The organism is Achromobacter insuavis, assembly GCF_902859645.1.
GTDB classification, from domain to species: Bacteria; Pseudomonadota; Gammaproteobacteria; order Burkholderiales; family Burkholderiaceae_B; genus Achromobacter; species Achromobacter insuavis.
In genome coordinates this window covers 100028-124475 of the sequence record NZ_CADIJR010000002.1, presented here as the reverse complement: position 1 = coordinate 124475, position 24448 = coordinate 100028, and the positions used below count along the sequence as shown (strand labels likewise).

Below are 24448 nucleotides of genomic sequence, written 5' to 3'. Positions count from 1 at the left end.
CTTTGCGATTAGCGATAGGCCTTTTTCAGATCGGATCGAACGGCATACCCGCGCTTGCGCATGGCATTGGCAATCAGGGCGCGGTCACGGTGGCCGTCTGCATGGCGAAGCATCCCTAGGTAGCTATTGCCCGTCTCGAAGACCCTCTCTTGTGGCAGATCTTCGATTCGTCGCACAGCCGTGCGGACGGAGCGGCGGCGCACTTCACGGCGCCAGGGCTTGATTACATGACCGGCAAAATCAACGCCTCGATCGATAGGCTGGATGATGGTTTTGCGCGGGTTCAGTTCCAAGCCCAGCCGTGGCAGGTAGGAGTTGACCGAGTCCAGGGCCTGCCCTAGCCATTGCGCTGATGGGTGCAGCAAGACGAAGTCGTCCACGTATCGCACGTAGTGCTTGCCGTGCAGGTGGTGCTTCACGTGCTTATCCAGGCCGTCCAGCAAGATGTTGGCGAAGAATTGGGACGACAGGTTGCCGATGGGAAGACCGCAGTGGTCCGGAGCCTCGGCTAGGCGCTTGTGCCTGGGGACAAGCGCCAACGTTGCGCGGTCGCCCCGCACCTCAACATCGGCCCGCGGGTCATGAAACAAGATCTGCGCGGCCAGGCGGCGCCACCAATGCTCCGGAATCTTGCGGCCAACCCGTAGCCACAGATAGCGCTTGTCGATGCTCACAAAGAAGTTGGCCAGGTCGGCTTTGAGATACATAGCCGGGTGCGCCCAGTTCTGCGTCACGCTGCGAACCTTCGATTCAAGTCTCTGCGCGGCGTACAGCGTGCCGCGCCCCGGAATGCAAGCGCACGAATCGGCGATGAACCCCGCCAGGAAGCGCGGGGCGATCTTGTTGTAGAGCAGATGGTGAACCACCCGATCCCGGAAGTCGGCCGCCCAGACTTCGCGCGGCTTGGGGCGGGTGATGACAAAGCAGATTGAACGTCCGGGGCGGTAGGTGCCGCTCCGGAGCTCCTCGTCCAGCTGGGCCAGGTTGCGCTCCAGATTCATTTCAAAGCGCAGGGCGCTGGCCGTGTTTCTCTTGAGCCGGCGGCAGTCGAAATATGCCTGCACCAGCTCCGCGAACGAATGGCAAGAATCCATAAAAACTCCGAGCATGATTTGCGGACGGGACGCACCCGGAACTCGTTGTTGCGGTTCCAGTTGTTGACGTTACCGTTCTCGAAATTCACCGCCCAGGCGTTGTACGAGCCGTGGGGCGAGATATCACGCTATCCACGTCGCCCCGCCGAAGGCTTGCCGGATCAGCGGGGAAACTGCGCGGGACCTGGGCGGCCTGAGCCGGAGGTTTCCTCTTGTGCGCATATCGGTGGCCTTGTGGGCCAGCGGCGTGACCAGATCATCAAGCGCGTTGGCCCGGCCGCCGTGACGGCGGGGCGGCAAGCGCGTTCTCGGAGTGTTTCAGCCATCCTGTGGCCTGGCGGCCGATGCTATCGGTGAGTTCTATCGCCTGCCCGTACTGGGGCCGCGATATCAGCCGTAGATCGACCGCCAAGCGCAAAGACAGGTTTGTCGCTTCGACCCCTTCCCTGAGAGCCCGAATCAGAGGTGGCCTGTCCGTCGCAGAGTTTGCCCGATACACCTGCATCACCAGATCGAAGCTTTGTGCATGCAGTCGCTTACCGAAAACAGCCTTGTAGTTCCGAGGCATGTTGGCCACAAGCTTTTCCACCAACAAGCTCAGGTCGTAGGTTGCCTTGAATATCTTGGTATCGGTGTGCAGGGCCATGGCGTCAGCGGGCTACGCCCGCAAAGGGTTAAAGGGGTGAAGCGATGATGCTGCGGACGGGACGCACCCGGAACTCGAGGCTGCGGCCCCAGCGGTAGACGTCACCGGACTCGAAAAGCACCGCCCAGGCGCGGTACGAGCCGAGGGGCTTGTTCGTCCAGTACCAGTCGCCCTTTTCGAACAGATCCGGGACGTTGATGTAGGCCAGCATCATGTCTTCCTGGTCGGGCGCGCGCCAATCGGCATGGCCGTTCACTTCGCCGCGCTCGGTCACAGCCGAGGCCAGATCCTTGAATTCCACGTCAACCAGGTCGAATTCCTTGCTGCCCGGGATGACCACGTGATGCATGGCGCCGTAGATGAGGCGGGAGCCGATGTAGATACCGCCCTGTTCGGGCCATTCCTGCCCGATGACGGGCGCGGTAGTTGCGATAGCGGTCATGCAAGTCTCCTACGGGCTTCGCCCGCTTAAGGGGTAAATGGATCAATAGGTGAATCTGCGGACGGGACGCACCCGGAACTCGGTGCCGCGGAGCCAGCTGGTGACGCCACCGGACTCGAAATTCACCGCCCAGGCGGTGTACGAGCCGTGGGGCGTCGAGGTCCAGTACGGCTTCGGCTGGAACAGGTGCGGCAGGTTGGCCGCAATGATCTGCAGTTCACGCTTGGCCGGCAGGTAGAAGTCAGCGTGTCCGTCAGCGCTGTACGCCCTGGCCGCGCGCGCAGCTGGGTGCGCACTGTCGTGGCGCAGCAGGTCGTTTGTGTTGACCAGGCCATCCCAGGTGCTGGCGGTACGTTCGCCATCGTCCGGCCCCCAGGTATACGTGCCATCCAGATCCTCGCTGGCAACGACGAGGCCGTAGACCACGCCATCGTCGCCGAGGATGTCGCCGGCGTAGATACCACCCTGCCCCGGCAGGTACTGGCCGATCTTGGCCTGATGGACAGGCTGCCCGGGGCGAGAAGCGAGATAGCTGCTCAATGCGCCGAGCAGGGTAGATGCGGGAATTTCCAGGCGCAAGCCGCCCGGATCCAGCGGGATCATGTTGTTCATGGTCTTCCTTGGGAATTTGCCGCGATTGCGGCGGTTGGGCTTGCTTATGGGCGCAGGAAGCCCTTCGGCGTTCGAGTTCCTGCGCCCTCAATCAAAAGGGATGTCGTCGTCCATGTCCGCCAGGTTGGCGCCGCCGCCGGCGGGCGCGGCCTGGGGCGCGGGACGCTGCTGCGGCGCCGGGCGCTGGGCCGGGGCGCGCTGCTGCGGCTGGCGCGCCGGGGCGTCGTCGTAGCCACCGCCGCCACCGTAGCTGCCGCCACCGCCGCCGCCGTCTTCGCGGCCGCCCAGCATCTGCATCTGGTCGGCGACGATTTCGGTGCTGTAGCGGTCAGCGCCGGTTTCCTTGTCCTGCCACTTGCGGGTCTTCAGGCGGCCCTCGATGTAGACCGAGCGGCCCTTCTTCAGGTATTCGCCGGCGATTTCAGCCAGGCGGTTGTACATGACGACGCGATGCCATTCAGTTTCCTCGCGCTTCTCGCCGCTGGCCTTGTCTTTCCAGCTGGACGTCGTTGCGAGGGAGAGGTTGCAGACGGCCATGCCGTCCGGACTGTAGCGGACCTCGGGGTCGCGGCCCAGGTTGCCAACCAGGATGACTTTGTTAACGCTGGCCATTATGCGGCCTCTTTGAACAGTTGGGGATGGACCTGGTCAAAGTCTTGGATGACTTCGGCGAAGTACTCGCGCGCTGCCTTGACCTTGGCGATCATCTCGCGCTCTTTCTCGAAGTCGCGTTCGATGATCCAGGACGTGAGGCGCTGGTGTTCAGGGATGTGAGACACCAGGTGCATCTGGATCGGCTCGAAGCCAATCAGCCGCTCCGGCGTGTCGACCAGGGCGTAGTTCACCTCCCACTGATCGGCGTCCCACAGCATCATGTAGCCGCGCATCTGCCATTCGTACCCGCTGTCGATCGCGTCCACCAGCCAGCCCGGGAATGTCTTCGCCGACCACGACGACTTGAGGTCATGGCCGCGCCGGCGCTCGGCGTCATAGAGGTCGCATTCGCCCGTGAGCCATTCATTGGTGCGGCGCTCGGCGTTCTTCACCAAGGACAGGCCGCGCACGCGGTTCAGAAGGGCGATGGACTGATCCTCGACCTCCAGGCCTTTCTGGGTCTCCTTGCTGGAGAATTCGAAGTCGATGCCCAGGATCTCCTGTTGGGCTAGTTCACGGATGTAGGTCTTGGCACCGACCGAAAGGACTTCGCCAGCCTTGATGGCGGCGGCAGTCGGGTTGGCCATCAGCTTGCCGATGCTCGAGCAGCGGAACTTGATATCACGCATTTCTATCTCCTTGAGGTTGCTTGATCTCTGCGCCGCGCTTCTGTACCGCCGCAGCGAATTGCTTGTATCCATCCTGGTCGCGCGCGGCCTGAAACACCTTCACGCCGGCCTTCATGGTTGCGCGCAGTTCATCCTCGTTCGCTGCGGCCTGCGCCCGGGTGACCCATTCGGTGCGAACCTCCAGCATGTGCGTTTCGCGCTCGTCTTCGGCCAGGTGCCGCACGAGCTCGGCGTCCAGGTCTTCCAGGTCCTGGCTGAACATGTCGCTGGCGGCCGTGACGTTCAGAACCATGGCGATCTTGGCGCGCTTGCAGGCCATCTTCAGGACGGTGTTCGCAAGGTCGGCCGGCTCGGTCCGAATCTGCTGGACCGTGTAGTGCCCGCCAGACTTGCGCCCGTACTTCGTGCGCTTCATCTCGGCAGGCGTGCCCTCGAATTCGGCATCGCAGACCGCCTTGCGCCAGCGATACTTCTCTTCGTCGGTGGAGGCCTCGCCCAGACCAGACCCGAGGGCTACGCCCGTGGCTTGGTGCCGGCCGATGCACTTCACGCGATAGCGAACGGCTCCGGCCGTGGAGAGGTCCACGATTTCGTACTCGTCCGCGATGCGGAAGGTCATGCACAGCACCTCGGCGCCGGGCTTCAACAACGTCGGCTTCTCGCCCGCGCCGGGAATCGCTCCGTAGTGCACGTTCGGCTTCATCACCGAACGCATCACTTCCTGGACCGCGATCACATGGCGGGTGACGTCGGCGACCGAGCTGCGGCCATCCTGCTGCGGGACAATGCCCGACTGCCGGGCAGGCGCTTCGATAACTTCGTTCATGGCGTCCTCAATAGGTGATTCGAATGTTGGGGATCAGGCCCTTGGCGATCAGCGTGACCGCCTGCTTGGCGCAGTCCTCGGGCATGCCGCCGTGGACGAACGCATCCAGGGCCGCGCGGTTGATGGTGGCCTTGTGGGCCATGTCTTCCTCGCGGCTCGCGGCTTCGGCAGCCGCAGCGGCCTGTTCGTCGGCGATGCGCTGGCGCTCGGCGGCGGCGGCCTGCTCGGCAGCCTGGCGCGCGCGTTGCTCGGCCTGCGCCGCGGCTTCCCGCTCGCGCACCGCGGCGGCCTGGCGGTCGAGTTCGGCCTGCTGCTCGGCGGCAATGCGGCGCTGCTCGGCCAGTTGGGCATTCAGGCGGGCGGTTTCGGCGGCGGCCAGGGCTTCAGCTTCGCGGCGCGCGGCGGCGTCGCGCTCGGCCTGGGCGCGGGCCTCGGCTTCGCGCTGGGCGCGCTCGGCGGCTTCGCGGGCAATGCGCTCTTCGCGCTCCTTCTGCTCGCGGGCCGCTTCCACGGCACGCAGGCGGGCAAGCTCGGCCTGCTCTGCCTCATACTTCTCGCGCGCCACCAGCCGGTCACGAAGGCCTGACAGCGCCTTGTCCTTAGCTCGGGCGGCTTCCGCTTCGAATTCTTCCCATTCGGGTCCGATGGCGATGGCTTCCACGGCAGCGAGGGCGGCGCGCAGCGATTCCGCAGATTCATTGCAGTTGACGACCAGAGACGCAATTCCCTCGACTGCATCTTTGTGACGCTGTACGCGATCTTCTTCGGCCTGCTCCCACTCCGTAAGCGGTCGACGCACATCGTCAGCCAGGGCGTCCAGCGTGTCGCGCATGCGCTTGCGCTCGGCGTCAATCCGCTTCGGCACGTCCTTCAGGTCATCAACCAACTGTTTGCCCATACCGTCCAGGGCGGTTTTGACCTTACGAACCTTGAACGCCAAGCTGGCGATCGCGTCACGGCCTTTCTTCGTCTTGAGGTCAGGCACATGCCCGGACACCTCGGCGCGGATCTTCTCCAGCCACGGCTCCAGGCCGCTGGGCTTGGAGTACACCTCCAGCGCGGTTTCCTTCGGCGGCAATTTGGCGATTTCAGTTGCTTCGGTCATGTCATTCCTTGGCGGCGACGGCGGTCTTGCCGCAGCCTTCGCAGGCGGTGAGGGTGGATTGGGCTTGCTCGTCCAACATGCCGGCGAGGGAGAAGGCAACGGTCATCAGCAGGGCCATGACGACGCCTTCCCAGTGGGTTCGGATCAGGTTGCGCATCTCAGTCCCCCATGTCCCGGTCCATGAGCGCCTGGATGTCTTCGGCTTCCTCGCGCATCCAATCGGCGCGCTCACATTCGATGCGCTCTTTCTCGTCGGCCAAGTGGCGCCAGCAGGCCGCGATCAGGTCGGCGTCGCCGTAGTCGCCATCGAACGTGCCCGAGTAGGCGCCGATGACTACCACGATGGAATTGATCGTGATGCTGGCGGCCGCACCCACGGATGGATCCGCTTTGGAATGGTCGAATTCGATGACCAGATGGCCTTCCGCGAGGCAGCCGGCCGGGCCGTCGAAATCGGCCGGATAGTCGAACGTGTGGGCGGTCATTGGGCACCTCGCGCGGCCAGCGGGGTCTTGTCGTTCAACCATGCGCGGTCAAACGCATGCATCGCAGCGGCGGGCGTGTCGCCAAATCCGGCCACGCCATCCTGCAAATTGGCGCCGTAGAGGGCACACCACTGGTCGCCGTCGATACTCAATGCCGGACGGAAGACAACCGCCGGGCGCTGCAATTCGTTGACGGTTTCCTGCACGGCGCACCGGATGATGTGGTCTGCGTTGCCGAAGGCCTCGCGCAAGGCGCTTTCAACGGCTTGACCAACGTCGGCATGGCCGATGCGGCTGCGCACTGCGTCATAGATGGGCTGATAGGTATCGGTCATGCTGACTTCCTCAGAAAGGCCATGGCGAAGTCGCCGATCAGGCCCAAGGGGTAAGCGGCGCACAGGCCGCACAGGATGAAGAGGGCGACGCTCATCCCTTGCTCCATTCCGGCCAGTAGCCGCGCACGTATTGTTTGGTGTGGTAGTCGGCAAGATGCGCGATAGCCAGGGTCATCTGGTCGCGGCATTCCGGCCCCAGGATTCCAGAAGCAGCCAGTTCCAGGATCTTCTCCGGCCGGTCAGCGTTGCCAGCGATGAAGGACAGCATCTGGGCGTCCTCGTCGGGGAATTCGTTCTCGAAGGCCTCGATTACCTGGTGCCGCCACTTGAGCAGACCCGCCTCAATCTCCCTGACGACCTCTGCATACTTCATGTCGTAGATTTCTTGGGGCGTATCAAAGGTGAACTTAGGGCGAGTCCCCATGGTTGTTCCTAATGAGGTGCAGCCTCCCTAGCCGATTCCCCACGGACGGCCCAGCGCCACGTCATGAACGTACATGCCGGTGTGTCTAGGAAGCTTGAGGGAGGGGAGGAAGGCTGCGTAAGCTTGCTCAAGTCGGCGCACCCAAGTGCCCATAAAGCAGGGCTTTGGCTTTTCGCACGTGTTGAGAGTTAGGGATCGCAGCGCGGCTAAGGCGATGCGCCTGGATGCGCCGGCTTGAGCAGTTGAGGGTGCCGCTGGTTACGGTTCCAGCTCCGGCGCTGGGCCCGGACGATTTCTACTCGCTACACACCAGCGGCCACGTTTTCCCCGGTTCAGACCTAGGAAGACCGGACGCGGCATAGTGCATCCGCTTTCGATGCTGCAAGCCCCGGCAAGCCGGGGCGAAAGGGGTTAATTGATCAAGCGATGATGCTGCGGACGGGACGCACCCGGAACTCGTCGCTGCGGCCCCAGTAGAAGACGCCACCGTACTCGAAACCCACCGCCCAGGCGTCGTACGAGCCGTGGGGCGTCGAGGTCCACACGTCGCCAACGGTTTCGTCGAGACCTTCCACCGCCACCACCTGCAGCAGTTCACGATGAGCTGGCAGGTAGAAGTCCTTGTGGCCATCGGCCGAGTACTCGGATGCGGCCTGGGCAGCGGGATGACCGCCGCGTTCCAGCAGCTTGCGGGTGTTCTCGGCGCCATCCAGGTCGGAGTAGCCGTCCAATTCATCGCCATAGCCGCCGAATTCGAAATCGCCGTCCAGCGGCGCCGCAGCGGCGAACAGGTGCCGCCCCTGTGCGGTCAGGCCGATGTAGATCCCGCCTTGGCCCTCGGCGTACTGGCCAACTACGAATGCATTGCTCATGGTTTCTCCAAGTATTTGAGAGGCCCGATTCATGCTCGGGCGTTTGTTTCGGGGGTAGGGGACAGCCAGGGTGTGTGCACGGCCATTGCCTGATCTGCCGCGCTGCGGTAATCACGGGCCTCGTAGACCCGCACGTACAAATCCTGCGTCTGCTGGTGCCCGACGATTTTCTTGACTGCTGGGCTGGCGATGGCCTTGTTGTAGGCGTCGCTTTGGTCGCGGCCTTTGAACTCGCCCGCGAGAACTGGGCGGGTCAGCCCGCTGCGGGAATGGACGAACGCGTAGAAAGTCATAGCGCCTTCCCTAGAATGTCTAGCAGGTAGGGGCGTATGAGTTGGATTGCCTCTTCGTCTCTCCCGCTGCGAATGAGCTCATGGAGGCGTCCCATCAGATCTAAATCGACGGATGGGTGATCCACCTCAAAATCGCTAGACACTTCATATCCGCGCGATTCAAGCTCGCCGATCATTTCGCCGTCTTCAAGGTCTGTGAGGTCAAGCTCAACCTCGACGGTCACTTTGGTCATCTTGACCTCCCAGGTTCATGAAAATGCCTGAACCCGGATGGGCTGGCATTCAGATGAATCTGGAAGGGTGGGGCTACCACCCTTCATCGCAGCGAGCTTTCATTCGCTGCCCCGTCTTGTCCGTTTCCGGGCCTCCACGGCTCCCCGCTATTCGTATCCAGCCCGGGTGGCTGCGTTGCGATTTAGCGTCCTCGCCAACGACGTGATGCACCTGGTTGAGCCAGGCAGATAAAGAGCGGTACTTCTGGTGCTGCTGCCTCTTCTCCATGCCGACTCTTTATGTGTGTGGGCTAACGTCTGCCGCCGAGGTGTCCCAGGGGTGCGGCTCCGTGGAGGTCTTGCCAGCAGACTTGTCTGCCGTGAATGAATTAAACCATTGCTTTAGTTTAAAAGCAAGCAATGGTTTATGTCGGAACGCAAAATGGCCCGCTCAAGGCGGGCTGTGGGGCAGGTGGCCGCGACCGCCAGCTATCAGCTACCATCAAGAATGTTTTGTTACTTGGAGAGCGACGTGGTCAAAGTCGGAAGGGGATGGGTCGTTACCGCGCTCTTAGTGGGGATGCCTTGGGTAGTTGCGCATGCGAATAGCGTTGATTGCCAGAAGCCTTCGACGAAAATTGACAGGCTGGTGTGCGGTAGCCAGCCGCTGCTGAACCTGGACACCAAGTACGCGCAGGCCTACACAACGGCCCGAGACAGTGTCGAAGATCGCGATCAGTTCATGAAGTTGGCCGCATCCGACTTGCAGTGGCGTGCCGCAAATTGCAGTGATTCGATTTGCGTGGAAGAGTGGTATGAGAACGTGACCCCGCGGTACTTGGCATTTGCCGCGAATGCCAAGATGACCAAGACGCGTCCTTCGGCGGATGAGATCCCCTCCAAACAGAGCGACCGCACGCCCCAAGTCCAGGCAGTAAATGTCGCTGCGGCTTATGAGGCGAACGGCCTGGCGGCTGATGAACGATTTCGTGGCAAGCGTTCCAGCATCGCTGGGGTAGTGATTGAAGTCAGGCGTGATGTTGGTGACGACCCGTACGTCGCCTTGTTGGGCGGCTATCGCTACGGAGCCATCAAACTGGTTTTTTCTTCGAATCAAGAGCCCGAGCTCTCGAAACTGAAGAAGTGGCAGAATTTCGCTGCATCGTGCGTGGGGCTCGGGTTGCACTATGACGTGCCGGTGTTTGATTGCCGTGAGCAGAGCGCAACTGCCAGCAAGGTGGCAGCCCGGCCGAGGGCCCAAATGGAAGGTATGCTAAACGAGGCTGACCGACTGAATGGAGAGTGCCGCGGCGGACTACCTGCGAATCCTCGAACATCCGAAGCGTGCAGCGATCGCGACCTGCTGATGACTCAGATTGAGCGTGCGGGCTGGTGCTGGGGCCATGCTGGTGAAGCTGGCTATCAGCGGAAATGGGTTGAGTGCCGGCCGGGTGATTAAGCCCTACTAAGCAACAAGAAATCCACCCGGAGATGTCATGCTCCGGGTGTACGCTGCAGTTTTCTAGGAGGCGCCATGGACAAGGCCACGATGCTGGCGCTGATGGTCACCGCGAAGAAGGGCGATCCCGGCGACTGGGAGTCGGTGCTTACGGTGTACGCCACCCGTCTTGAGCGAATCGCCCCGAAGCTGACAGAAGATGAGCTGTACTCGATGTTGGCTGTGGGCGCGGCGATCTACCAGCGGTGGTGCCAGCACACCGATTCTGAGCGTGTTGCCGCCGAAGCGCTGCTGCGCCTGGCGGGGAAGAGGCCGCTGGAATAAAAAAGCCACCCGGAGGTGGCTTGGTGGGCAGGGGGCTAGCCTTTGTCTTCGTCTTCTAGATCAAGGGCTGCTTGTCCTTCGAATCGCGGATGAAGCCGGTTCATCTTGGAAATGAAATCTGGATAATCCGATGAAAGCTTCATCGCGGTTACCACTGATGCTAGGTGTTCGCGTAGCTTTGGATGCCCAATTTCTTGTGTAAGGCGCCTGTGTAGATGGGCCTTCTTTTCATCCTTTGCCGCCTGTTTTTTCAGCTCTTCAAGCAAGCCTGGTGCTACACGAGAATAGACAATATCGTTCGTCAGTACGCCAAAGTACTGTGGACGGAAGCGCGGATTGTCGGGCGGGTACTTGAGGCCGCGCAGCCGGAACATCTGCTCGTAATAGTCCGACGGGAATGCTTTCACGTACGGCTGCAACTCTTTTGCGACAAACGCTTCGAGAATTTTGGCTAGCTCGTTTTTGGCGCGGTCTTTCTCGTAACCAGTCGCCTCATCGACCAGAGCGATAATCCCAACGCGGGCAAAGCCTCGCACAAGGATTTCACATTGTTTAGCAATGGCCTGCTGAGTTGCAGTTAAAGGGCCGGCTTCGCGAGCCGCCAACACTCCCTCGCAAATGTCAGCGAGTACGGTTGCTGGGTAGCCGTGCGCAGATCGACCTCCGTGCGGTGGGATGAACTCAATGGGGTTTCGAAGCGCCTCAGCAAGCTGACCCTTCGCGTACGGTCGGATGCTATCCGACTCAATAAACTGCACTAGGCGGCTGTCACCTGACCGAGTAGATCCAGAGGAAATTTTCAAAGCGCCATTGAGACCCGTCAGCGACAGCAGACGAGTGCCGTCTTCCAAGACATAGCAGGGGATATCAATGTCGCCAAGGCGAAGGGGGTGGTCGGTTGAGCCATGCGTGGCCACAGGCAACTTAGCTTTTGCGGCCTTTGCCTTGGCCGCTTTTCGCGCCGACTCAGATCGCTGTTCAGCAGTTAGGCTCTTTGCTCTGGCTGCACCACCTGCCGCCCGCCCGGTAACTTTCTTCTCTGCCATGTGCATCACCGTTTTTTTGATAAGGTGCGTGCATTATGGCATGTTGCACGCAAAAAACAAGTTTATGCGTGCAATGTTGGGTGTTCGGTGCATGGCGGAATTACAACAAGCTCATGCGGCCGGCTTTCTAGGCAGGGGAGGTCAAGACCGCACCCACTGCCCCGCCTCATCATCCCGCAGCCTGGCGCCGGCCCAGACAACCTGACCCAGCACGCGCACAGGCGTGCCATTCTCGAGCGGGATGTCGGGGTAAGCCGGATTGAATGACCGCGCCACCCATTGCTTCGTCAGGCGATCCCGCGTCACCGTTTTCACGATCATCTTGCCGTCGTAGTTGATGGCGTAGACGCCGCCTGCGGCCAGGTCGCGTACGGTCAGATCCTCATTCGGCACAACTAGAAGAGCTGCTCCATCGCGAATGATGGGTTCCATGCTGTCGCCCTTGGCGTAGACGACGCGAGCCTTCCCGGCATCCGCGCCCACGGCGCGCAGGAAGGAGCGGCGGAAGTGCATCACGCCGGTCTGTTCCTCAAGGTGGTTCTCGATGCCGTCGCCAGCAGCTAGGCGGACGTCGGCCATCTCCGGCACCTTTTCGAACTTGTCGTTCGCAGCATATGGCTCGCCAGGGCCGACATTGGCCACCACTCCAGTCTGGGTGCTAATCCGGATCTTGGGATTGGCTTCTGCCTGGTGTGTTGTATTTCCGCCTTCCCACGGGGCAGGGGGGAGGCCTTGGATTCGCATGGGAAACGCGTCTTCTGCTGCGTCCATATCCACGACTGATCCGCGGCCAGCTCCGAGCACTCCCCGCGGCGCCGGCACGCTGATCGTAGCCATTCCCTCCGCGTAACCCTGCAGAGCAAACAACATCACACCTTCTAGGTGCTTTAGGCGTTCGGGAGGGAGTGTCTCAATCCGTTGAGGGTCAATGGACGCAAACGGCCAGGGTGTAGCCGCGACAGTACTCGGCTCATCTTCTAGACCATCGCCCGGGAGCCACCAAGAAACAGGTAGGCCCGTTAGACGAGCGAGTGTCTTGATGTGCTGCTTTCCAACGCGCCCATTGGTCTTCCATCCATTGATGGCCTGGACGGTCACTCCGCATGCCTCAGCCACGTCTTTCGCAGGTACGAGCCCACGGCCGATGGTCGCGGCGACTTTGCCCGCGAGGTCATCCGGAGGCGAGGAAAGGAGGTCGTGGATTAATGAAGAGGAAAGCATTGCTTGATTGTGCTTGCGTGGCAGGTATGCAAGCAATGATTGCTTTGCATAAAGCATTGGTTTAGTATCGAGGCAAGTGATGCTTTAGGACCAACCATGGACCGAAATGTCGGCCTCGAAAGGGCCATCTCGATTGTAGGAAGCCAGAAAGCTCTGGCAGCGATTTTGGGTGTTAGCCCTCAATCGGTGAGCCAGTGGGTTAATGGATCCCGCCCTTTGCCTTCCGAGCATTGCCCGGTCATTGAAGAGGCTACAGGCAAGCTCGTCGTGTGTGAAGAGTTGTTTCCGAATTTCCGGTGGGACGTACTGCGAACTACGCGGGCCAAGCGCAAGCGTTCTGCAGAGGCCACTGGCGCATGACATCAATGCACTGTCGCGCTCTCGCGCCCCTCGGTCGCCCACGCCATGCGGTCACGCTCGGCGCACAGCTCCTGAAACAAGTCCATGACTGCTTTTTCGCTCGGCTCTTCAAAGATCCGGCGGGCCAAGTCCTGGGCGCTGATCAACAACTTCTCCGTTTCGGTCACGAAACACACCTCGCTCTTTGTTCATAAGGAAGTACTCGATGAGCACCACCCAACCAGTATCCGGCGATAGACAGGAAAGCACCCGCAAGACCGGCGCAAGGTATTTGGCCGAGGTCTTGCAGCGCCTTGCGATGACGACGCAAGACCGTGCAGCAGCTTGCATGGGCATGGACGCCAGCACGCTCAGCCGCTTCAAGGCCGAGCATCTGGAACGCGCTTGCCAGTTGTTGGCGGCGGTGGGTCTGCAGGTCGCGCCAGCGGACGCCGTGGTGGTAAGCCGTGACGATCTGCAGGCGTTGAAGCGCATGGCCTACAAGTACCTGCAAGCTGAAATCGAATCTGAGGAGCGGCACTGACATGGCCGATATCACCCTGGTTCGTCAGCAGCCCGTCCAAGCCTCCGAGCAGGAAAAGGAAGCCGCGCGCCGATTGATCTTCGGCATGGTCGATGGCCTGGGTGAACGCGGGCGCAAGCAATGGCGCCGGCTTTGGAATCAGCTGGTCCGCCTGGAGCCGGGGGAGATGCTGTCCATCACCACGCACAAAGAGCGCACGGGCTGGTACCACCGCAAGCACATGGCGCTGGAGTCGGCCCTGTTTGAGGCTCAGGACCGCTTCGAGGAATTCGAGGCGTTTCGCGCCTGGCTCAAGACGGGCAGTGGCTTCGTGGATTGGTACCCGGGTCCGAAGGGCGGGGTGATCCCCGTGCCGCGCTCGATCAGTTACGCGAAGCTGGAGCAGGCCGACATGGAGCAGTTCCACGATGACGCCGTGACGTTCCTGCGCACCGCGCACGCGCAGAAGACCATGTGGCCGCACCTGCCGCCCGCGCGCGCCAGCGAGATGCTGGAGATCGTTTTGCGAGGCTTCGGCGAATGAAAGGCCGCAACCCGACCGCCGAACAGAAGCGATTCTGGGACATGCTGGCCTCGAATATCGGCTGCGTGGCCTCGCGCATGGACGGCTTCTTCGACAGCCAGTGTTCGATCCATCACATCGACGGGCGCACGAAACCGGACGCGCACTGGCTCGTGCTGCCGCTCTCAGCCGGCAACCACCAGGATGGAACGGGCGCGCCCGGTCGCATTGCTGTGCACCCATGGAAGGCGCGCTTCGAGGCTCGCTACGGCCGCCAACGGGATCTGCTGGTCTGGTGTATCGAGCAGCTGCAGGCACAAGGATTTGAAGTCCCTGATGGCGCGTTGCGCGCGGCGGGGATGCTGGAGCACGCATGAATTACTACCCGCACCACATCGGCGACTTCAACAGCGCCACGCGCCACCTGACCCGTCTCGAGCGGTCTGTGTACCGCGACATGCTCGACCTGTACTACGACACAGAGGCGCCCCTGACCCTGGATAAGGATGTCCTGTGCCGCCTGCTGATCGCCCGTTCCAACGAAGAACGAACAGCTGTTGAACAGGTGTTGAACGAGTTCTTTACGGAAACCGACGAAGGTTGGCGCCATTCGCGCTGCGATTCCGAAATTGAGAAGTACCACGCCCAGCGCGAGGCGAAATCGGCTGCAGGGAAGGCAAGTGCGGCAAAAAGAGCCCAGAAAACGCAACGACCGTTGAACAGCCGTTCAAAACCTGTTGAACAGCCGAACCACGACTGTGCAACTAACCAGAACCAGAACCATAACCAAGAGAAAGATATCCCCCCTACCCCCCGCAAGCGGGGGCAAGGATTCGACGCCTCGGCGATCGAGCTGCCCGACTGGCTCGACCGCGAGGACTGGGAAAGCTGGGTTGCCGATCGGAAGGCCCGCAAGAAGCCGGTGACTGAGGAGGGCGCCAAGCGCCAGCTGCAGCAGCTCGCTGGCTACCTGGACGAAGGCCATCAGCCGCGCGCCGTGATTGCCCACAGCATCGCCGGCGGCTACCAGGGACTTTTCCCGCCGAGGGCGCAGGCGCGCGCCAGCCCGCCTACTGCGGCACAGCGGCGGGCCGCGTGGTCATCTGAGTTGCGGGATGTGCTGGCTGAGGGCCAGGAACGAAGGGAAATTGACATGGGGGTGATCGATGCAAGTAGCTAACGCACAGACCGGTTTGGGCGCCCTCGTGGTGAACGAGATGCACCTGCTGTACGGCGCCAAGTTCGCCCAGCAGTGGGAGGGACTGACGCCCCGCGAGCTCAAGGACTCGTGGAATCAGAAGCTGGCCGGCCTCGATGAGGCACAGGTGCGCCGCGGGCTGGTTGCCTGCATGACCCGTGAATGGCCGCCCACGCTGCCGGAGTTCGTGAAGCTGTGCTGCCCCTGGATGGCGCCGGAGGTGGCGTACCACGAGGCGGTGCGCGGCATGTCCGCCCGCAAGCGCGGCGAGATCGGCATCTGGTCGCATCCCGCCGTGTACTGGGCCGCGGTCGGCGTCAGTACCGTAGATCTGCTCTCTAGCACGTACGGCTCGATCAAGGCGCGCTGGGAGAAGACGTTGAGCGACGAGCTGGCGAAGGGCGCGTGGCCGGACATCCCCGAGCCGCGGCAGGCGCTGCCGGCGCCGGGCCAAACCTTGGCCACTAAGGCGGAAGCTGCCGCCGCCCTGAAGAAAATGGGCGCGGATAAGGCGCTGGACCAGACCGGCCGCAACGCACGTCGCTGGATCGAAAAGTGGGACGAACGCATCGCCAAGGGCGAGCAACCCACGCCCGCAATCGCGGCGATGCTGAAGCGCGCCAAGGGCGAAACCAGCGAGGCTTCGGCATGAGCGCTTTCATTTGGGTGGTGCTCACCTTCACCGTGATCGAGATCTTTTGCAAGCTGGTGCTGCTGGCGACCGACTCATGGCGTCGCCCCAGCAGGCTCACCGCGATCTTGGATATCGTGCTCAACATCACCATGTCGGGCTGGGCCTTTGCGCTGCTCGCAAAGGCGGCTGCATGAACCTCGACCGACTGACCATCCGCCTGCCTTGGCCAGACACCAGCCTGATGGCGAACCGCAAGAGCGGGAAGCACTGGGGCTCAACTCATGCGGCGAAGGTGCGCGCCCGCGAATCCGCATTCTTCGCCGCCAAGGAAGCACTGGGCCGGAACAGCCTGGCTTCTGCCGGTCGGCTTCCGGTGTCGATTACCTGGGTAGCGCCCAACCGGATCCGCCGAGATCTGGACGGCCTCCTGCATGCCGAGAAGCCCAGGCTGGACGGCATTGCCGCGGCGCTGGGCATCGATGACAGCCAGTTCAGACCAATGACGCTGGATGGCGCCTTGGACGTGGAGAAGAAGGGCTTCGTGCTCGTGGAGATCGGACGATGACAGTCGACCTGTGCAAATGGCAATTCCGAGATCCGATGCTTGTGCTGATGAGCAAGCAGCAGGCTGCACTGAATCGCTCGTGTACTGGCTGCGCGCACGCCAAGACGATAGAGACGCCTTTCGGCGACACGATCACGCGCTGCTTGAAGGGCAAGCCCTATGGGAAGAAATGCAACCGCTACGAGGTGGCCGATGAATAGCCTGACTGGCGATGACTTGCTTTGGAATTGGAGCCGCTGGGTATGGTCTGGCGCCACGGTCGGGAACATGACCCCCTATGTGTCCTGGGAGGACGACCACCGCCCCATCTTGGTGGATCACGCTCTGGTAGTGGATAGCATGCATGCGGCGTTGCCGTGGCATGAGCGCATGGTGATCATCGCCGAATACCCGCAGAAGCGCCCCATGTTCGGCCACCTTGACGCCCGGGGCCGGGTCAAGGCTGCGCGGGAATGGATCGCCAACACCACCGGCGTGGCGCTGACCGAAACCGAATACAAGCTGTATCTGGGGCTCTTCCGTAGCCGGGTCGAAAGGAGGCTGGCGTGAAGTACGCGCACGAGGTGATTGATCTACTGGGCTGCTACCCGGGTCGCGAATTCCGGATGGCGGAGATTTTGCGCCACGTCAGCAGAGGGATGGCGCAGTCGGAAACCGCGCAGATGGCAATGCGTCGCGGCGTTCTCCGGGTGCTGGACCAGCTCATAGATTCCGGACAGGTGGTCCGCTTGGGTGGATCAACCAAGGCCGCGTTGTATTCCTGGCACCTTCCAGCCAGTCAAATGTCGCAATCACGGCCAGAATTGCGACGGGATATGAGACACTACGTCCGACCTCTTGCGTCTTGAGGAAACGGAGCCCCGGCCATGCGCTGGGGCTTTTGCATTGGAGCTGCCATGTTCTATCGCTGCACCCATGCAGACGGACGAGCCGTCCTGACAGACGAGATCGAAGGCCATAGCGCCTCTCCTGTCCCGGGCGACACATGGCAGGAAGCCCGCGACCGAATTGATATGGGGCGGCTCACCTATGTTCCTGGCCACGGCTGGTACTGGGATTGCTTCCTTCCGCCCAAGTAATACCCCCCCATGAGTCGCCTCAGCAGGCCTGGCGCCCGAGCAGGGGCAAATGCGCGGGACACTTCTTCCGGTCTTGTCGCCGGCGGCCAGCACGACGAGAACCGCCGCGCCCAGCCCTGATGGGTAGCCGGATGAGCGCAACTCTTTCCGATCCAAAGGTGACAGATGGTTCGTCCGATTCAGCGCCCGCGCGGCCCAATGGGCTTCAGCCCGGCGTATGCCGGACTTGGGTGGCCTTCGGACACAACTGCCGAAGATCGTGCGCGCTGGCGCCAACAGTATGAAACGAACAATCTTGGGCCGCTGCCCAGGGCAAGGAATGACGATGGCGCTGACAGACAAACAGCGCCGCTTCGTGGATGAGTACCTCGTTGACCTCAACGCCACGCAAGCGGCGATAAGGGCGGGGTATAGCCAGAAGACTGCTGGCCAGATTGGCGAGCAGAACTTGAAGAAACTTGAAATCGCTGCGGCGGTTCAGGAAGCGCAAGCCGCTCGCGCAAGGCGGACCGAGATCACTCAGGACATGGTCCTGCGCGAGTTGGCCAAGATCGGCTTTAGCGACATCCGGAAGATCGTGCGCTGGGGCAAGACGGAGCTTCGGGTTACGGACGCCGGCGACGATGAGGGTGAGGTGACTGAGGCCTATCACGGCCTTGCACTGGTCAGCGCCGACGACATCGACGACGACACCGCGGCGGCCATCTCCGAAATCTCGGAGGGGCGGGAAGGCCTGAAGGTCAAGTTGCACGACAAGAAGGGCGCGCTGGTTGACATCGGCCGCCACCTTGGCATGTTCAAGGATCGGGTAGAACACTCCGGCCCTGACGGCGGTCCGATTCCCACGATGCCCACCACGATCCAATTGGTTGCTCCAGGTGACGACGGCTAGACTCGAAATCCCCCCGAAGCTGATCCCGGTGTTCTCCGGGCCAGCGCGATACCGGGGGGCTAAGGGTGGCCGTGGTTCAGCAAAGACACGCACTTTCGCCAAGATGACTGCCGTGCGGGCATACATGTTCGCCGAGGCTGGCGTCTCCGGCGTGATCCTTTGCGGCCGGGAGTACATGAACAGCCTGGAAGACTCCTCGATGGAGGAGGTCAAGCAGGCCATTCGCGCCGAGCCCTGGCTGGATGCCTATTTCGATATCGGCGAGCGGTTCATCCGTACCCGCAACCGCAGGGTGTCTTACACCTTCGCTGGTCTGCGCCACAACCTGGACAGCATCAAGTCGAAGGCTCGGATTCTGATCGCGTGGCTCGACGAAGCCGAGAACATCAGCGAGGTTGCATACCAGAAGCTGTTGCCGACTGTCCGGGAAAGCGACTCCGAAGTTTGGCTGACCTGGAACCCTGAGGTGGACGGCAGCCCGACGGATCAGCGATTCGTGAAGAGCCCGCCAGCCGGCGCCAAGATTGTCGAGCTGAACTATACGGACAACCCGTGGTTCCCGGACGTGCTCGAGCAAGAGCGTCTGGCGGACCGGGAGCGGTTGGACGACCAAACATATGCCTGGATCTGGGATGGCGCCTATCGCGAGAACAGCGAAGCCCAGATTCTGGCCAACAAGTACCGGGTCGCAGAGTTCGAGCCCGCGGCTGGGTGGGATGGCCCGTACTACGGTCTGGACTGGGGTTTCAGTCAAGACCCAACGGCCGGCGTCAAGCTATGGGTGCACGACAGCCGGCTATGGATTGAGTACGAGGCTGGCAAGGTAGGCCTTGAGAACGACGATATTGCGGATTTCATGATCGAACGCCTGCCAGGCATCGAGAGGCACGTTGTGCGTGCGGACTCGGCCAGGCCGGAGACGATCAGCCACGTCAAGAGCAGCGGAAACAGCGCGCGAGCCAATCTTCCCCGGATCGTCGGCGTAGATAAGTGGAAAGGGAGCGTGGAGGACGGCATCGCCCACCTGCGCTCCTACAAGGAAATAGTCATCCACCCCCGCTGTACGCAAACCCTACGCGAAGCAAGGCTCTACAGCTACAAGGTCGATCGCCTGAGTGGCGATGTGCTCACCGACATTGTGGACGCCAATAACCACTACATGGATGCGACCCGCTACGCGCTGGGACCGCTCATTAAGGGTAAGCGGCCGATGAAGATCAACCCCGAAGCTATGAGGCGTGCATGAAATTACTCGACTGGATCCTGCGCAGGAATGCCCCCGCGGCACCTGCGCCGGCCCCGGCCGCGCGCCGCGAGCCTGGGATGAAGATCAGCCTGGAAGCTCTGGGGAAAGCGAACATCGCGCCGGCCGAGCCTGTACCCGCGCCGGTGGGCGAGTTCAAGCGCCCCGCGGTCGCTCCCGGCGTAGTCCCCACCACGATGACAAAGGCCATGATGGCCCAGGACTCGGCCATGGAGCCGGTCTACGCCTACGTGAGCGAGGCCTACGCCGGGATGGGCTTCATCGGCTACCCCTACCTGGCCGAGCTGTCCCAGCGCCCCGAATACCGCAAGATGTCCGACGTCATTGCCAAGGAGATGACCCGGAAGTGGATCAAGCTGGAAGTCAAGGGCGAAGACGACAAGAGCGACAAGCTCGAGGTCATCGAGAAGGCCATGCGCCGGCATCGCCTGCGCGCCAAGTTCCGCCTCGCTGCGCTGCAGGACGGTCTGTTCGGCCGGTCGCAGATCTACATCGACGTGAAGACGCCCAGCGGCACGCTGGCCTGGGCTGACCCTGACGAACTGCAGTCGATCCTGGTCAAAAGCCCGGCGAAGATCACCAAGGGCGCCCTGGCGGGCTTCAAGGTCATCGACCCGGTCTGGACCACGCCGTACCTGTACAACAGCGACAACCCGATGCGCCCGGACTTCTACAAGCCGACCTCCTGGTTTGTGTTGGGGCGCCAGGTGCACAGCAGCCGGCTGCTGAACATCGTGTCGCGCGAGGTGCCGGACCTGCTGAAGCCGTCCTATAACTTCGGCGGCATGTCGCTGACGCAGCTGACGATTCCCTACGTCAACAACTGGCTGAAGACGCGCCAGGCGGTGGCCAACCTCATCGACGGGTTCTCGGTGGGGGTCTTCAAGACCAATCTGCAGTCGATACTTTCGGGTGACCCAGGCGACGACGTATTCGCGCGCATCGACGTGTTCAACCGGACGCGGACGAATCGCGGGGTCTTCGCCGTCAACAAGGATGACGAGGAATTCGGGTTCGAGAACGTGCCTCTGTCGGGCCTCGACGCCCTGCAGAACCAGTCGCTGGAGCAGCTGTGCGTGGTGCCTGGCATCCCGCTAGTGAAGTACACGGGCATCACGCCTAGCGGCCTGAACGCCACGGCCGAGGGCGAAATCCGCGTCTTCTACGACGAAATGCTGTCCGCCCAGGAGGCTGTATTCCGCGACCCGCTGCAGCAGTGCCTGGAGGTGATCCAGCTGAGCGAGTTCGGCGAGGTCGACCCCGACATCACATTCAGCTTCGTGCCTCTGTGGCAGATGAGCGAGAAGGAGCTGGCCGAGGTGCGCAAGCTGGACGCGGACACCGGCGCGGTGCTGATCGAGTCCGGCGCCATCAGCCCGCAGGAAGAGCGCGAGCGCGTGGCGGCGGACGAGACGAACGGCTATCACTCGCTGGACCTGGCCGATGACGACGGCGATGGTGTGCCCGACCCGGTGCCCGCCGCGCCGCCACCCCTGGACGACGAACCGGAGGAAAACGCCAATGCCTGACCTCGTTTCCCCTACCGGCCGCGAGGTGCCGCTGCGCCCCGTGCACGCCAACCAGGGGATCGAGGCGGCCTACCGCAAGCGCCTGGACCGCCTGATCGATGAGATGCAGGGGTCCCTGGTGTACTGGCTGACGGCGGCCTATCGGCGCAATGTGCCTGAGATAGCCCAGGACGAAAGCCCGGCCATGGCGCTGACCAAGATGATGCGCCGGTTGGCCAGACAGTGGCAGCGCCGCTTCGACGAGGCAGCCCAGCCGGTGGCCAGCGAGTTCGCCGAAACCTCGATGAGCGCGGCGGATATCTCGCTGCGCAATGCCCTGCGGCAGAAAGGGTTCAGCGTGCAGTTCCAGCTGACCCGAGCGGCCAACGACGTATTCCAGGCCACCGTGCAGGAGAACGTCGGACTCATCAAGTCGATCGCCGCCGAGCATCTGCAGGACGTGCAGGGCATGGTTATGCGGTCGGTTACCCAGGGTCGAGACCTGGAAGGGCTGGTCGAGGATTTGCAGAAGCGCTACGGGGTCACCAAGCGGCGCGCGGCGTTCATCGCCCGCGACCAGTCGAATAAAGCGACCGCCACCATTACAAGGGTCAGGCAAAAAGGCCTCGGCATCACCAAAGCGCGCTGGCTTCATAGCTCTGGCGGAAAGCATCCAAGGCCATCCCATGTCGCTGCCAGTGGGAAAACTTATGACATCGAAAAGGGAATGTATCTCGATGGAAAGTGGGTATTTCCGGGAACCGAGCCGAACTGCCGATGCGTGTCGATCAGCATCATCCCCGGATTCGAGGGCTGACCAGAAGAGATGCTTCAAGTGCGGAGAATCCAAGCCGCTTGAAAGCTTCAGCATAGATCGGTCCAGGAAAGACGGCCGGCATGCTCGCTGCAAAACATGCAGGAAGGCTCATTACGAAGCCGATAAGGACCGTGTAGCTGAGGCGTCGCGCGCGCACTACCTGGCCAACAAAGAGCGGCACGGCGATCTGTCCCGGGCGCACTATCGTGCCAACCGGGAGCATCGCTCCGCGAAGATGGCCGAATGGTATGAGGCCAATAAGGATGTGGTTTCAGCTTCTCAAAAGGCATGGCGCAGCGCGAATCTGCACAAAATTGCAGCTAAGCAGGCAAGGCGTAGGGCGGCAGAAACCAAAGCGACCCCGGCATGGGCAAACCAAGCCTTGATCAGCAGTTTCTACGAACTAGCGCGCGAGGCTACTCAACGAACTGGCATGCCACACCACGTAGACCACATCGTTCCTTTGCGCGGAAAGATAGTGTGCGGTCTGCACGTCGAATCAAACCTCCAGGTGCTGCCCGGCGCGGAGAACCTGTCGAAATCAAACCGGCAATGGCCGGATATGCCATGAACCAGAAGACACCCCACGGCCTGGCTTTCGATCGCGCCACCGTCCGCAAGATCGACGTGGACGGCCGGATGCACGTCGAGATCAGCAACATCAGCAAGGCCACGGTCAACCCTTACCGCGGCAACGAAATCCCGGACTGGGAGACCCTGGGGCTCGACGCCAACCGCATCTATTTCCTCCTGCGTGACCCGCAGGAACTGGAAAAGGCGGCGCCGACCTTCAACAACATCCCGCTGCTGTCCAAGCACATCCCCGTCTCGGCCGCCGAGCCGCAGAAAGAGTTTGTGGTCGGGGCCACGGGTTCGAACGCCACCTACCAGGCGCCGTACCTCAAGAATTCCCTCGTCGTGTGGGACGCCGTCGCGATCGCGCTCATCGAATCCGAAGAGCAAAAGGAGCTTTCGAGCGCCTATCGCTACCGGGCTGACATGACGGCCGGCGTCTATGAAGGCGTCGCACACGACGGGGTGATGCGAGACATTCGCGGCAATCACGTCGCGCTTGTCGAAGTGGGCCGTGCAGGCCCGGACGTCGTCGTAGGCGACAGCAGTACCCTCAACCCTTCGGAGATCCCGAAAATGAAACTGAGCAAAACCGCCGCCGTCGTCGCCGGGGCACTCGGGGCGCATATCCGGCCCCGGCTGGCCCAGGACGCGGCACTGGGCGACCTGACCCCCTTCCTGAAGGGCGTCAGCCGCAAGAACCTGAAGTCCGAGCAGCCGCGCATCATCCGCGCCATGCAGAACCACTTCAAGGGCAAGCTGGCGCAGGACGCCGACCTGGAAGACCTGAAAGAGGTCATCGAGGTGTTCACCGACCCGACCGTCGCGCCGATCGGCGAAGACGAGGACGACGACACCGCCGAACCCAAGCCGGTCGCCCTGGACGACGAGCTGATGGGCAAGATGCGCGAAATGCTCGGCGAGAAGCTGGGCCCGGAAGAAGCCGCGCGCGTCATGGCCGCCCTGGGCGAGCCCGCCGCCGGCGCATCCGACGAGCCGCCGCCCACGCCCAACACGCCGCCGGCGCCGGTGACCAAGCAGGCCATGGACCAGGCGCTGGCCAAGGCCCAGAAGGCCGGCGAGGAAGGCGCCATCGCGCGTATGACCGCGATCCGCACCGCCGAGCAGGAATGCCGGCCCATCCTCGGCGAAATCGTCGCCCAGGACTCGGCCGAGGCGGTCTACAAAATGGCCCTGGACGCCAAGGGCGTCGACCTGACCGATACGCCGCCCTCGGCGTACCGCGCGCTGGTCAAGATGGCCCTGGCACAAGACCAGGCTCCCCAAACCCCGCATGTGGCGATGGACTCGGCTTCGGTGCAGAGTTTCAACCAACGCTACCCCCATCAGCCGAAGGTGATCTAAATGGGCTTCCAGAAACAGGTCTACATCGAACCCGCCGCCGCGGTGGCGGGCGACTTCGCCAGCTCGAACCCGCGCTCGACCGTCCTGGCCGGCCCCGGCGCGCTGGTGGCGGACACCGCCGGCGTGACCGTCGGCCGCTTCGCCTGGGCTGACGCCAACGGCAAGGTCACGAATGCTGGCTCCGGCGTGCCCACGGGCTTCGTGCACCGTGAGCAGCAGGGCGTCATCACCATCTGGCTGGCCGAGGCCACCATGGTCATCCCGGCCGGGCTCGGCGTCACCCTGCACAACCTGGGCGATTTCTGGGCCGCCACCAAGACCGTGGCCACGATCGGCCAGAAGGTATTCGCCTCCAACACGGACGGCACCATCTCCACCGGTGCCGCTGGCGCCACCATCGCCGGTAGCACCGAAACCGACTGGTTCGTTGCCAGCGCGGGGGGCGTCGGCGCGCTGATCAAGATCACCTCCACCAACCTGGGGTAATGA

At 62.3% G+C, this 24448-nt stretch carries 37 protein-coding genes; 19 read left to right on the top strand and 18 right to left on the bottom strand.

All coding sequences use genetic code 11. The annotated features are described in order from the left end of the window. Positions 1–8: 8 nt before the first annotated feature. The 15 genes from H0523_RS02605 to H0523_RS02535 form a co-directional block, all read right to left on the bottom strand. On the bottom strand, positions 9–1094 hold the full coding sequence (locus tag H0523_RS02605; protein WP_054460718.1) for an RNA-directed DNA polymerase: 1086 nt from the start codon (positions 1092–1094) through the stop codon (positions 9–11). Positions 1095–1353: 259 nt separating this feature from the next. Then, positions 1354–1740: a four helix bundle protein gene (locus H0523_RS02600; protein ID WP_054460720.1), complete on the bottom strand. Its 387-nt coding sequence runs from the start codon at positions 1738–1740 to the stop codon at positions 1354–1356. Between the two features lie 28 nt (positions 1741–1768). After that, a complete protein-coding gene (locus H0523_RS02595) occupies positions 1769–2182 on the bottom strand; it encodes an Lcl C-terminal domain-containing protein (RefSeq protein ID WP_180180024.1) in 414 nt (137 codons plus the stop codon). A gap of 42 nt (positions 2183–2224) precedes the next feature. Further along, complete coding sequence (locus H0523_RS02590; RefSeq protein ID WP_180180023.1) at positions 2225–2794, bottom strand: Lcl domain-containing protein; 570 nt, start codon at positions 2792–2794, stop codon at positions 2225–2227. A gap of 87 nt (positions 2795–2881) precedes the next feature. Then, complete coding sequence (gene ssb, locus H0523_RS02585) at positions 2882–3406, bottom strand: single-stranded DNA-binding protein (protein WP_054433077.1); 525 nt, start codon at positions 3404–3406, stop codon at positions 2882–2884. Beyond that, positions 3406–4077 (bottom strand): hypothetical protein, encoded by a 672-nt coding sequence (locus H0523_RS02580; RefSeq protein WP_054433078.1) that lies wholly within the window; start codon positions 4075–4077, stop codon positions 3406–3408. Before H0523_RS02580 ends, ssb begins: the two co-directional genes overlap by 1 nt. Continuing rightward, positions 4070–4903 (bottom strand): hypothetical protein, encoded by an 834-nt coding sequence (locus H0523_RS02575; protein WP_054433079.1) that lies wholly within the window; start codon positions 4901–4903, stop codon positions 4070–4072. The genes H0523_RS02580 and H0523_RS02575 overlap by 8 nt, the downstream gene beginning before the upstream one ends. A gap of 7 nt (positions 4904–4910) precedes the next feature. Next, positions 4911–6008, bottom strand: coding sequence for a hypothetical protein (locus H0523_RS02570; RefSeq protein WP_054460756.1), 1098 nt, complete (start codon positions 6006–6008; stop codon positions 4911–4913). A 1-nt stretch (position 6009) separates the two neighbouring features. Then, the gene (locus tag H0523_RS02565) at positions 6010–6165 is read right to left on the bottom strand and encodes a hypothetical protein (RefSeq protein WP_156351007.1); all 156 of its coding nucleotides are present in this window, start codon (positions 6163–6165) and stop codon (positions 6010–6012) included. Position 6166: 1 nt separating this feature from the next. Beyond that, positions 6167–6493: a hypothetical protein gene (locus H0523_RS02560; RefSeq protein WP_054433486.1), complete on the bottom strand. Its 327-nt coding sequence runs from the start codon at positions 6491–6493 to the stop codon at positions 6167–6169. Next, entirely contained in the window at positions 6490–6828 is a 339-nt protein-coding gene (locus tag H0523_RS02555; protein WP_054433485.1) for a hypothetical protein, read from the bottom strand. The genes H0523_RS02560 and H0523_RS02555 overlap by 4 nt, the downstream gene beginning before the upstream one ends. 91 nt (positions 6829–6919) lie before the next feature. After that, positions 6920–7252, bottom strand: a complete 333-nt coding sequence (locus H0523_RS02550; protein ID WP_054433484.1) for a hypothetical protein — start codon at positions 7250–7252, stop codon at positions 6920–6922. Between the two features lie 419 nt (positions 7253–7671). Then, entirely contained in the window at positions 7672–8124 is a 453-nt protein-coding gene (locus tag H0523_RS02545) for an Lcl C-terminal domain-containing protein (RefSeq protein WP_180180022.1), read from the bottom strand. Positions 8125–8153: 29 nt separating this feature from the next. Then, positions 8154–8417, bottom strand: coding sequence for a hypothetical protein (locus H0523_RS02540; RefSeq protein ID WP_054433482.1), 264 nt, complete (start codon positions 8415–8417; stop codon positions 8154–8156). After that, a complete protein-coding gene (locus tag H0523_RS02535) occupies positions 8414–8650 on the bottom strand; it encodes a hypothetical protein (RefSeq protein WP_054433481.1) in 237 nt (78 codons plus the stop codon). Before H0523_RS02535 ends, H0523_RS02540 begins: the two co-directional genes overlap by 4 nt. A 406-nt stretch (positions 8651–9056) precedes the next feature. Between H0523_RS02535 and H0523_RS02530 the strand changes: the two genes are divergently transcribed. Both H0523_RS02530 and H0523_RS02525 read left to right on the top strand, forming a co-directional pair. Then, positions 9057–10088 (top strand): OB-fold protein, encoded by a 1032-nt coding sequence (locus H0523_RS02530; RefSeq protein ID WP_180180021.1) that lies wholly within the window; start codon positions 9057–9059, stop codon positions 10086–10088. A 75-nt stretch (positions 10089–10163) separates the two neighbouring features. After that, positions 10164–10412, top strand: coding sequence for a hypothetical protein (locus H0523_RS02525; protein WP_180180020.1), 249 nt, complete (start codon positions 10164–10166; stop codon positions 10410–10412). Between the two features lie 35 nt (positions 10413–10447). On the opposite strand, the gene H0523_RS02520 is transcribed toward H0523_RS02525, so the two are convergent. Beyond that, the gene (locus H0523_RS02520; RefSeq protein ID WP_241076320.1) at positions 10448–11458 is read right to left on the bottom strand and encodes a P63C domain-containing protein; all 1011 of its coding nucleotides are present in this window, start codon (positions 11456–11458) and stop codon (positions 10448–10450) included. 141 nt (positions 11459–11599) lie between these two features. Beyond that, positions 11600–12556, bottom strand: coding sequence for a S24 family peptidase (locus H0523_RS02515; RefSeq protein ID WP_420884997.1), 957 nt, complete (start codon positions 12554–12556; stop codon positions 11600–11602). A 219-nt stretch (positions 12557–12775) separates the two neighbouring features. On the opposite strand from H0523_RS02515, the gene H0523_RS32435 reads away from it, so the two are divergent. Beyond that, the gene (locus tag H0523_RS32435; RefSeq protein ID WP_180180017.1) at positions 12776–13039 is read left to right on the top strand and encodes a transcriptional regulator; all 264 of its coding nucleotides are present in this window, start codon (positions 12776–12778) and stop codon (positions 13037–13039) included. A gap of 2 nt (positions 13040–13041) precedes the next feature. Here H0523_RS32435 and H0523_RS02505 read toward each other — a convergent pair whose 3' ends face one another. After that, positions 13042–13206: a hypothetical protein gene (locus H0523_RS02505; RefSeq protein ID WP_180180016.1), complete on the bottom strand. Its 165-nt coding sequence runs from the start codon at positions 13204–13206 to the stop codon at positions 13042–13044. Between the two features lie 38 nt (positions 13207–13244). On the opposite strand from H0523_RS02505, the gene H0523_RS02500 reads away from it, so the two are divergent. From H0523_RS02500 to H0523_RS02425, 16 genes are all read left to right on the top strand, one after another. Continuing rightward, on the top strand, positions 13245–13562 hold the full coding sequence (locus H0523_RS02500; RefSeq protein ID WP_082404842.1) for a CII family transcriptional regulator: 318 nt from the start codon (positions 13245–13247) through the stop codon (positions 13560–13562). Position 13563: 1 nt separating this feature from the next. Continuing rightward, positions 13564–14085 carry a DUF1367 family protein gene (locus H0523_RS02495; protein ID WP_054435402.1) on the top strand — a complete coding sequence of 174 codons (522 nt, stop codon included), beginning with the start codon at positions 13564–13566 and terminating at the stop codon, positions 14083–14085. Beyond that, a complete protein-coding gene (locus tag H0523_RS02490; RefSeq protein WP_054435397.1) occupies positions 14082–14441 on the top strand; it encodes a Ref family recombination enhancement nuclease in 360 nt (119 codons plus the stop codon). The genes H0523_RS02495 and H0523_RS02490 overlap by 4 nt, the downstream gene beginning before the upstream one ends. Then, on the top strand, positions 14438–15244 hold the full coding sequence (locus tag H0523_RS02485) for a YdaU family protein (protein WP_054435395.1): 807 nt from the start codon (positions 14438–14440) through the stop codon (positions 15242–15244). The genes H0523_RS02490 and H0523_RS02485 overlap by 4 nt, the downstream gene beginning before the upstream one ends. Positions 15245–15281: 37 nt before the next feature. Next, the gene (locus tag H0523_RS02480; RefSeq protein ID WP_306670180.1) at positions 15282–15914 is read left to right on the top strand and encodes a hypothetical protein; all 633 of its coding nucleotides are present in this window, start codon (positions 15282–15284) and stop codon (positions 15912–15914) included. Beyond that, complete coding sequence (locus H0523_RS02475) at positions 15911–16090, top strand: hypothetical protein (RefSeq protein ID WP_054435391.1); 180 nt, start codon at positions 15911–15913, stop codon at positions 16088–16090. Before H0523_RS02480 ends, H0523_RS02475 begins: the two co-directional genes overlap by 4 nt. Next, on the top strand, positions 16087–16461 hold the full coding sequence (locus H0523_RS02470) for a hypothetical protein (protein ID WP_054435389.1): 375 nt from the start codon (positions 16087–16089) through the stop codon (positions 16459–16461). The genes H0523_RS02475 and H0523_RS02470 overlap by 4 nt, the downstream gene beginning before the upstream one ends. Further along, entirely contained in the window at positions 16458–16661 is a 204-nt protein-coding gene (locus H0523_RS02465; protein ID WP_180180015.1) for a hypothetical protein, read from the top strand. Before H0523_RS02470 ends, H0523_RS02465 begins: the two co-directional genes overlap by 4 nt. Next, positions 16654–17010: a hypothetical protein gene (locus tag H0523_RS02460; RefSeq protein ID WP_180180014.1), complete on the top strand. Its 357-nt coding sequence runs from the start codon at positions 16654–16656 to the stop codon at positions 17008–17010. Before H0523_RS02465 ends, H0523_RS02460 begins: the two co-directional genes overlap by 8 nt. Before the next feature lie 855 nt (positions 17011–17865). Then, positions 17866–18432, top strand: a complete 567-nt coding sequence (locus tag H0523_RS02455) for a terminase small subunit (RefSeq protein ID WP_054435418.1) — start codon at positions 17866–17868, stop codon at positions 18430–18432. Continuing rightward, entirely contained in the window at positions 18419–19678 is a 1260-nt protein-coding gene (locus tag H0523_RS02450) for a PBSX family phage terminase large subunit (RefSeq protein ID WP_054435412.1), read from the top strand. Before H0523_RS02455 ends, H0523_RS02450 begins: the two co-directional genes overlap by 14 nt. Before the next feature lie 206 nt (positions 19679–19884). After that, entirely contained in the window at positions 19885–21225 is a 1341-nt protein-coding gene (locus tag H0523_RS02445) for a DUF1073 domain-containing protein (RefSeq protein ID WP_180180013.1), read from the top strand. Further along, positions 21218–22021, top strand: coding sequence for a phage head morphogenesis protein (locus H0523_RS02440; protein ID WP_197287931.1), 804 nt, complete (start codon positions 21218–21220; stop codon positions 22019–22021). The genes H0523_RS02445 and H0523_RS02440 overlap by 8 nt, the downstream gene beginning before the upstream one ends. A gap of 235 nt (positions 22022–22256) precedes the next feature. After that, on the top strand, positions 22257–22592 hold the full coding sequence (locus H0523_RS02435; protein WP_082385819.1) for a hypothetical protein: 336 nt from the start codon (positions 22257–22259) through the stop codon (positions 22590–22592). Next, positions 22589–23959: a DUF2213 domain-containing protein gene (locus tag H0523_RS02430; RefSeq protein WP_054435408.1), complete on the top strand. Its 1371-nt coding sequence runs from the start codon at positions 22589–22591 to the stop codon at positions 23957–23959. The genes H0523_RS02435 and H0523_RS02430 overlap by 4 nt, the downstream gene beginning before the upstream one ends. Next, positions 23960–24445 (top strand): structural cement protein Gp24, encoded by a 486-nt coding sequence (locus H0523_RS02425; RefSeq protein WP_054435374.1) that lies wholly within the window; start codon positions 23960–23962, stop codon positions 24443–24445. Positions 24446–24448: the final 3 nt, after the last annotated feature.

What these genes read in the sequence shown, in the direction of transcription:
- H0523_RS02605 (WP_054460718.1), bottom strand. Translation starts at nt 1,094, where the DNA reads ATGGATTCTTGCCATTCGTTCGCGGAGCTGGTGCAGGCATATTTCGAC.
- H0523_RS02575 (WP_054433079.1), bottom strand. Translation starts at nt 4,903, where the DNA reads ATGAACGAAGTTATCGAAGCGCCTGCCCGGCAGTCGGGCATTGTCCCG.
- H0523_RS02530 (WP_180180021.1), top strand. Translation starts at nt 9,057, where the DNA reads ATGTCGGAACGCAAAATGGCCCGCTCAAGGCGGGCTGTGGGGCAGGTG.
- H0523_RS02540 (WP_054433482.1), bottom strand. Translation starts at nt 8,417, where the DNA reads ATGACTTTCTACGCGTTCGTCCATTCCCGCAGCGGGCTGACCCGCCCA.
- H0523_RS02480 (WP_306670180.1), top strand. Translation starts at nt 15,282, where the DNA reads ATGCACCTGCTGTACGGCGCCAAGTTCGCCCAGCAGTGGGAGGGACTG.
- H0523_RS02435 (WP_082385819.1), top strand. Translation starts at nt 22,257, where the DNA reads ATGGCCGAATGGTATGAGGCCAATAAGGATGTGGTTTCAGCTTCTCAA.
- H0523_RS02425 (WP_054435374.1), top strand. Translation starts at nt 23,960, where the DNA reads ATGGGCTTCCAGAAACAGGTCTACATCGAACCCGCCGCCGCGGTGGCG.
- H0523_RS02560 (WP_054433486.1), bottom strand. Translation starts at nt 6,493, where the DNA reads ATGACCGCCCACACGTTCGACTATCCGGCCGATTTCGACGGCCCGGCC.
- H0523_RS02475 (WP_054435391.1), top strand. Translation starts at nt 15,911, where the DNA reads ATGAGCGCTTTCATTTGGGTGGTGCTCACCTTCACCGTGATCGAGATC.
- H0523_RS02485 (WP_054435395.1), top strand. Translation starts at nt 14,438, where the DNA reads ATGAATTACTACCCGCACCACATCGGCGACTTCAACAGCGCCACGCGC.
- H0523_RS32435 (WP_180180017.1), top strand. Translation starts at nt 12,776, where the DNA reads ATGGACCGAAATGTCGGCCTCGAAAGGGCCATCTCGATTGTAGGAAGC.
- H0523_RS02470 (WP_054435389.1), top strand. Translation starts at nt 16,087, where the DNA reads ATGAACCTCGACCGACTGACCATCCGCCTGCCTTGGCCAGACACCAGC.
- H0523_RS02500 (WP_082404842.1), top strand. Translation starts at nt 13,245, where the DNA reads ATGAGCACCACCCAACCAGTATCCGGCGATAGACAGGAAAGCACCCGC.
- H0523_RS02490 (WP_054435397.1), top strand. Translation starts at nt 14,082, where the DNA reads ATGAAAGGCCGCAACCCGACCGCCGAACAGAAGCGATTCTGGGACATG.
- H0523_RS02520 (WP_241076320.1), bottom strand. Translation starts at nt 11,458, where the DNA reads ATGGCAGAGAAGAAAGTTACCGGGCGGGCGGCAGGTGGTGCAGCCAGA.
- H0523_RS02565 (WP_156351007.1), bottom strand. Translation starts at nt 6,165, where the DNA reads ATGCGCAACCTGATCCGAACCCACTGGGAAGGCGTCGTCATGGCCCTG.
- H0523_RS02545 (WP_180180022.1), bottom strand. Translation starts at nt 8,124, where the DNA reads ATGAGCAATGCATTCGTAGTTGGCCAGTACGCCGAGGGCCAAGGCGGG.
- ssb (WP_054433077.1), bottom strand. Translation starts at nt 3,406, where the DNA reads ATGGCCAGCGTTAACAAAGTCATCCTGGTTGGCAACCTGGGCCGCGAC.
- H0523_RS02430 (WP_054435408.1), top strand. Translation starts at nt 22,589, where the DNA reads ATGAACCAGAAGACACCCCACGGCCTGGCTTTCGATCGCGCCACCGTC.
- H0523_RS02590 (WP_180180023.1), bottom strand. Translation starts at nt 2,794, where the DNA reads ATGAACAACATGATCCCGCTGGATCCGGGCGGCTTGCGCCTGGAAATT.
- H0523_RS02580 (WP_054433078.1), bottom strand. Translation starts at nt 4,077, where the DNA reads ATGCGTGATATCAAGTTCCGCTGCTCGAGCATCGGCAAGCTGATGGCC.
- H0523_RS02535 (WP_054433481.1), bottom strand. Translation starts at nt 8,650, where the DNA reads ATGACCAAAGTGACCGTCGAGGTTGAGCTTGACCTCACAGACCTTGAA.
- H0523_RS02555 (WP_054433485.1), bottom strand. Translation starts at nt 6,828, where the DNA reads ATGACCGATACCTATCAGCCCATCTATGACGCAGTGCGCAGCCGCATC.
- H0523_RS02460 (WP_180180014.1), top strand. Translation starts at nt 16,654, where the DNA reads ATGAATAGCCTGACTGGCGATGACTTGCTTTGGAATTGGAGCCGCTGG.
- H0523_RS02495 (WP_054435402.1), top strand. Translation starts at nt 13,564, where the DNA reads ATGGCCGATATCACCCTGGTTCGTCAGCAGCCCGTCCAAGCCTCCGAG.
- H0523_RS02455 (WP_054435418.1), top strand. Translation starts at nt 17,866, where the DNA reads ATGGCGCTGACAGACAAACAGCGCCGCTTCGTGGATGAGTACCTCGTT.
- H0523_RS02465 (WP_180180015.1), top strand. Translation starts at nt 16,458, where the DNA reads ATGACAGTCGACCTGTGCAAATGGCAATTCCGAGATCCGATGCTTGTG.
- H0523_RS02445 (WP_180180013.1), top strand. Translation starts at nt 19,885, where the DNA reads ATGATGGCCCAGGACTCGGCCATGGAGCCGGTCTACGCCTACGTGAGC.
- H0523_RS02440 (WP_197287931.1), top strand. Translation starts at nt 21,218, where the DNA reads ATGCCTGACCTCGTTTCCCCTACCGGCCGCGAGGTGCCGCTGCGCCCC.
- H0523_RS02550 (WP_054433484.1), bottom strand. Translation starts at nt 7,252, where the DNA reads ATGGGGACTCGCCCTAAGTTCACCTTTGATACGCCCCAAGAAATCTAC.
- H0523_RS02600 (WP_054460720.1), bottom strand. Translation starts at nt 1,740, where the DNA reads ATGGCCCTGCACACCGATACCAAGATATTCAAGGCAACCTACGACCTG.
- H0523_RS02595 (WP_180180024.1), bottom strand. Translation starts at nt 2,182, where the DNA reads ATGACCGCTATCGCAACTACCGCGCCCGTCATCGGGCAGGAATGGCCC.
- H0523_RS02570 (WP_054460756.1), bottom strand. Translation starts at nt 6,008, where the DNA reads ATGACCGAAGCAACTGAAATCGCCAAATTGCCGCCGAAGGAAACCGCG.
- H0523_RS02525 (WP_180180020.1), top strand. Translation starts at nt 10,164, where the DNA reads ATGGACAAGGCCACGATGCTGGCGCTGATGGTCACCGCGAAGAAGGGC.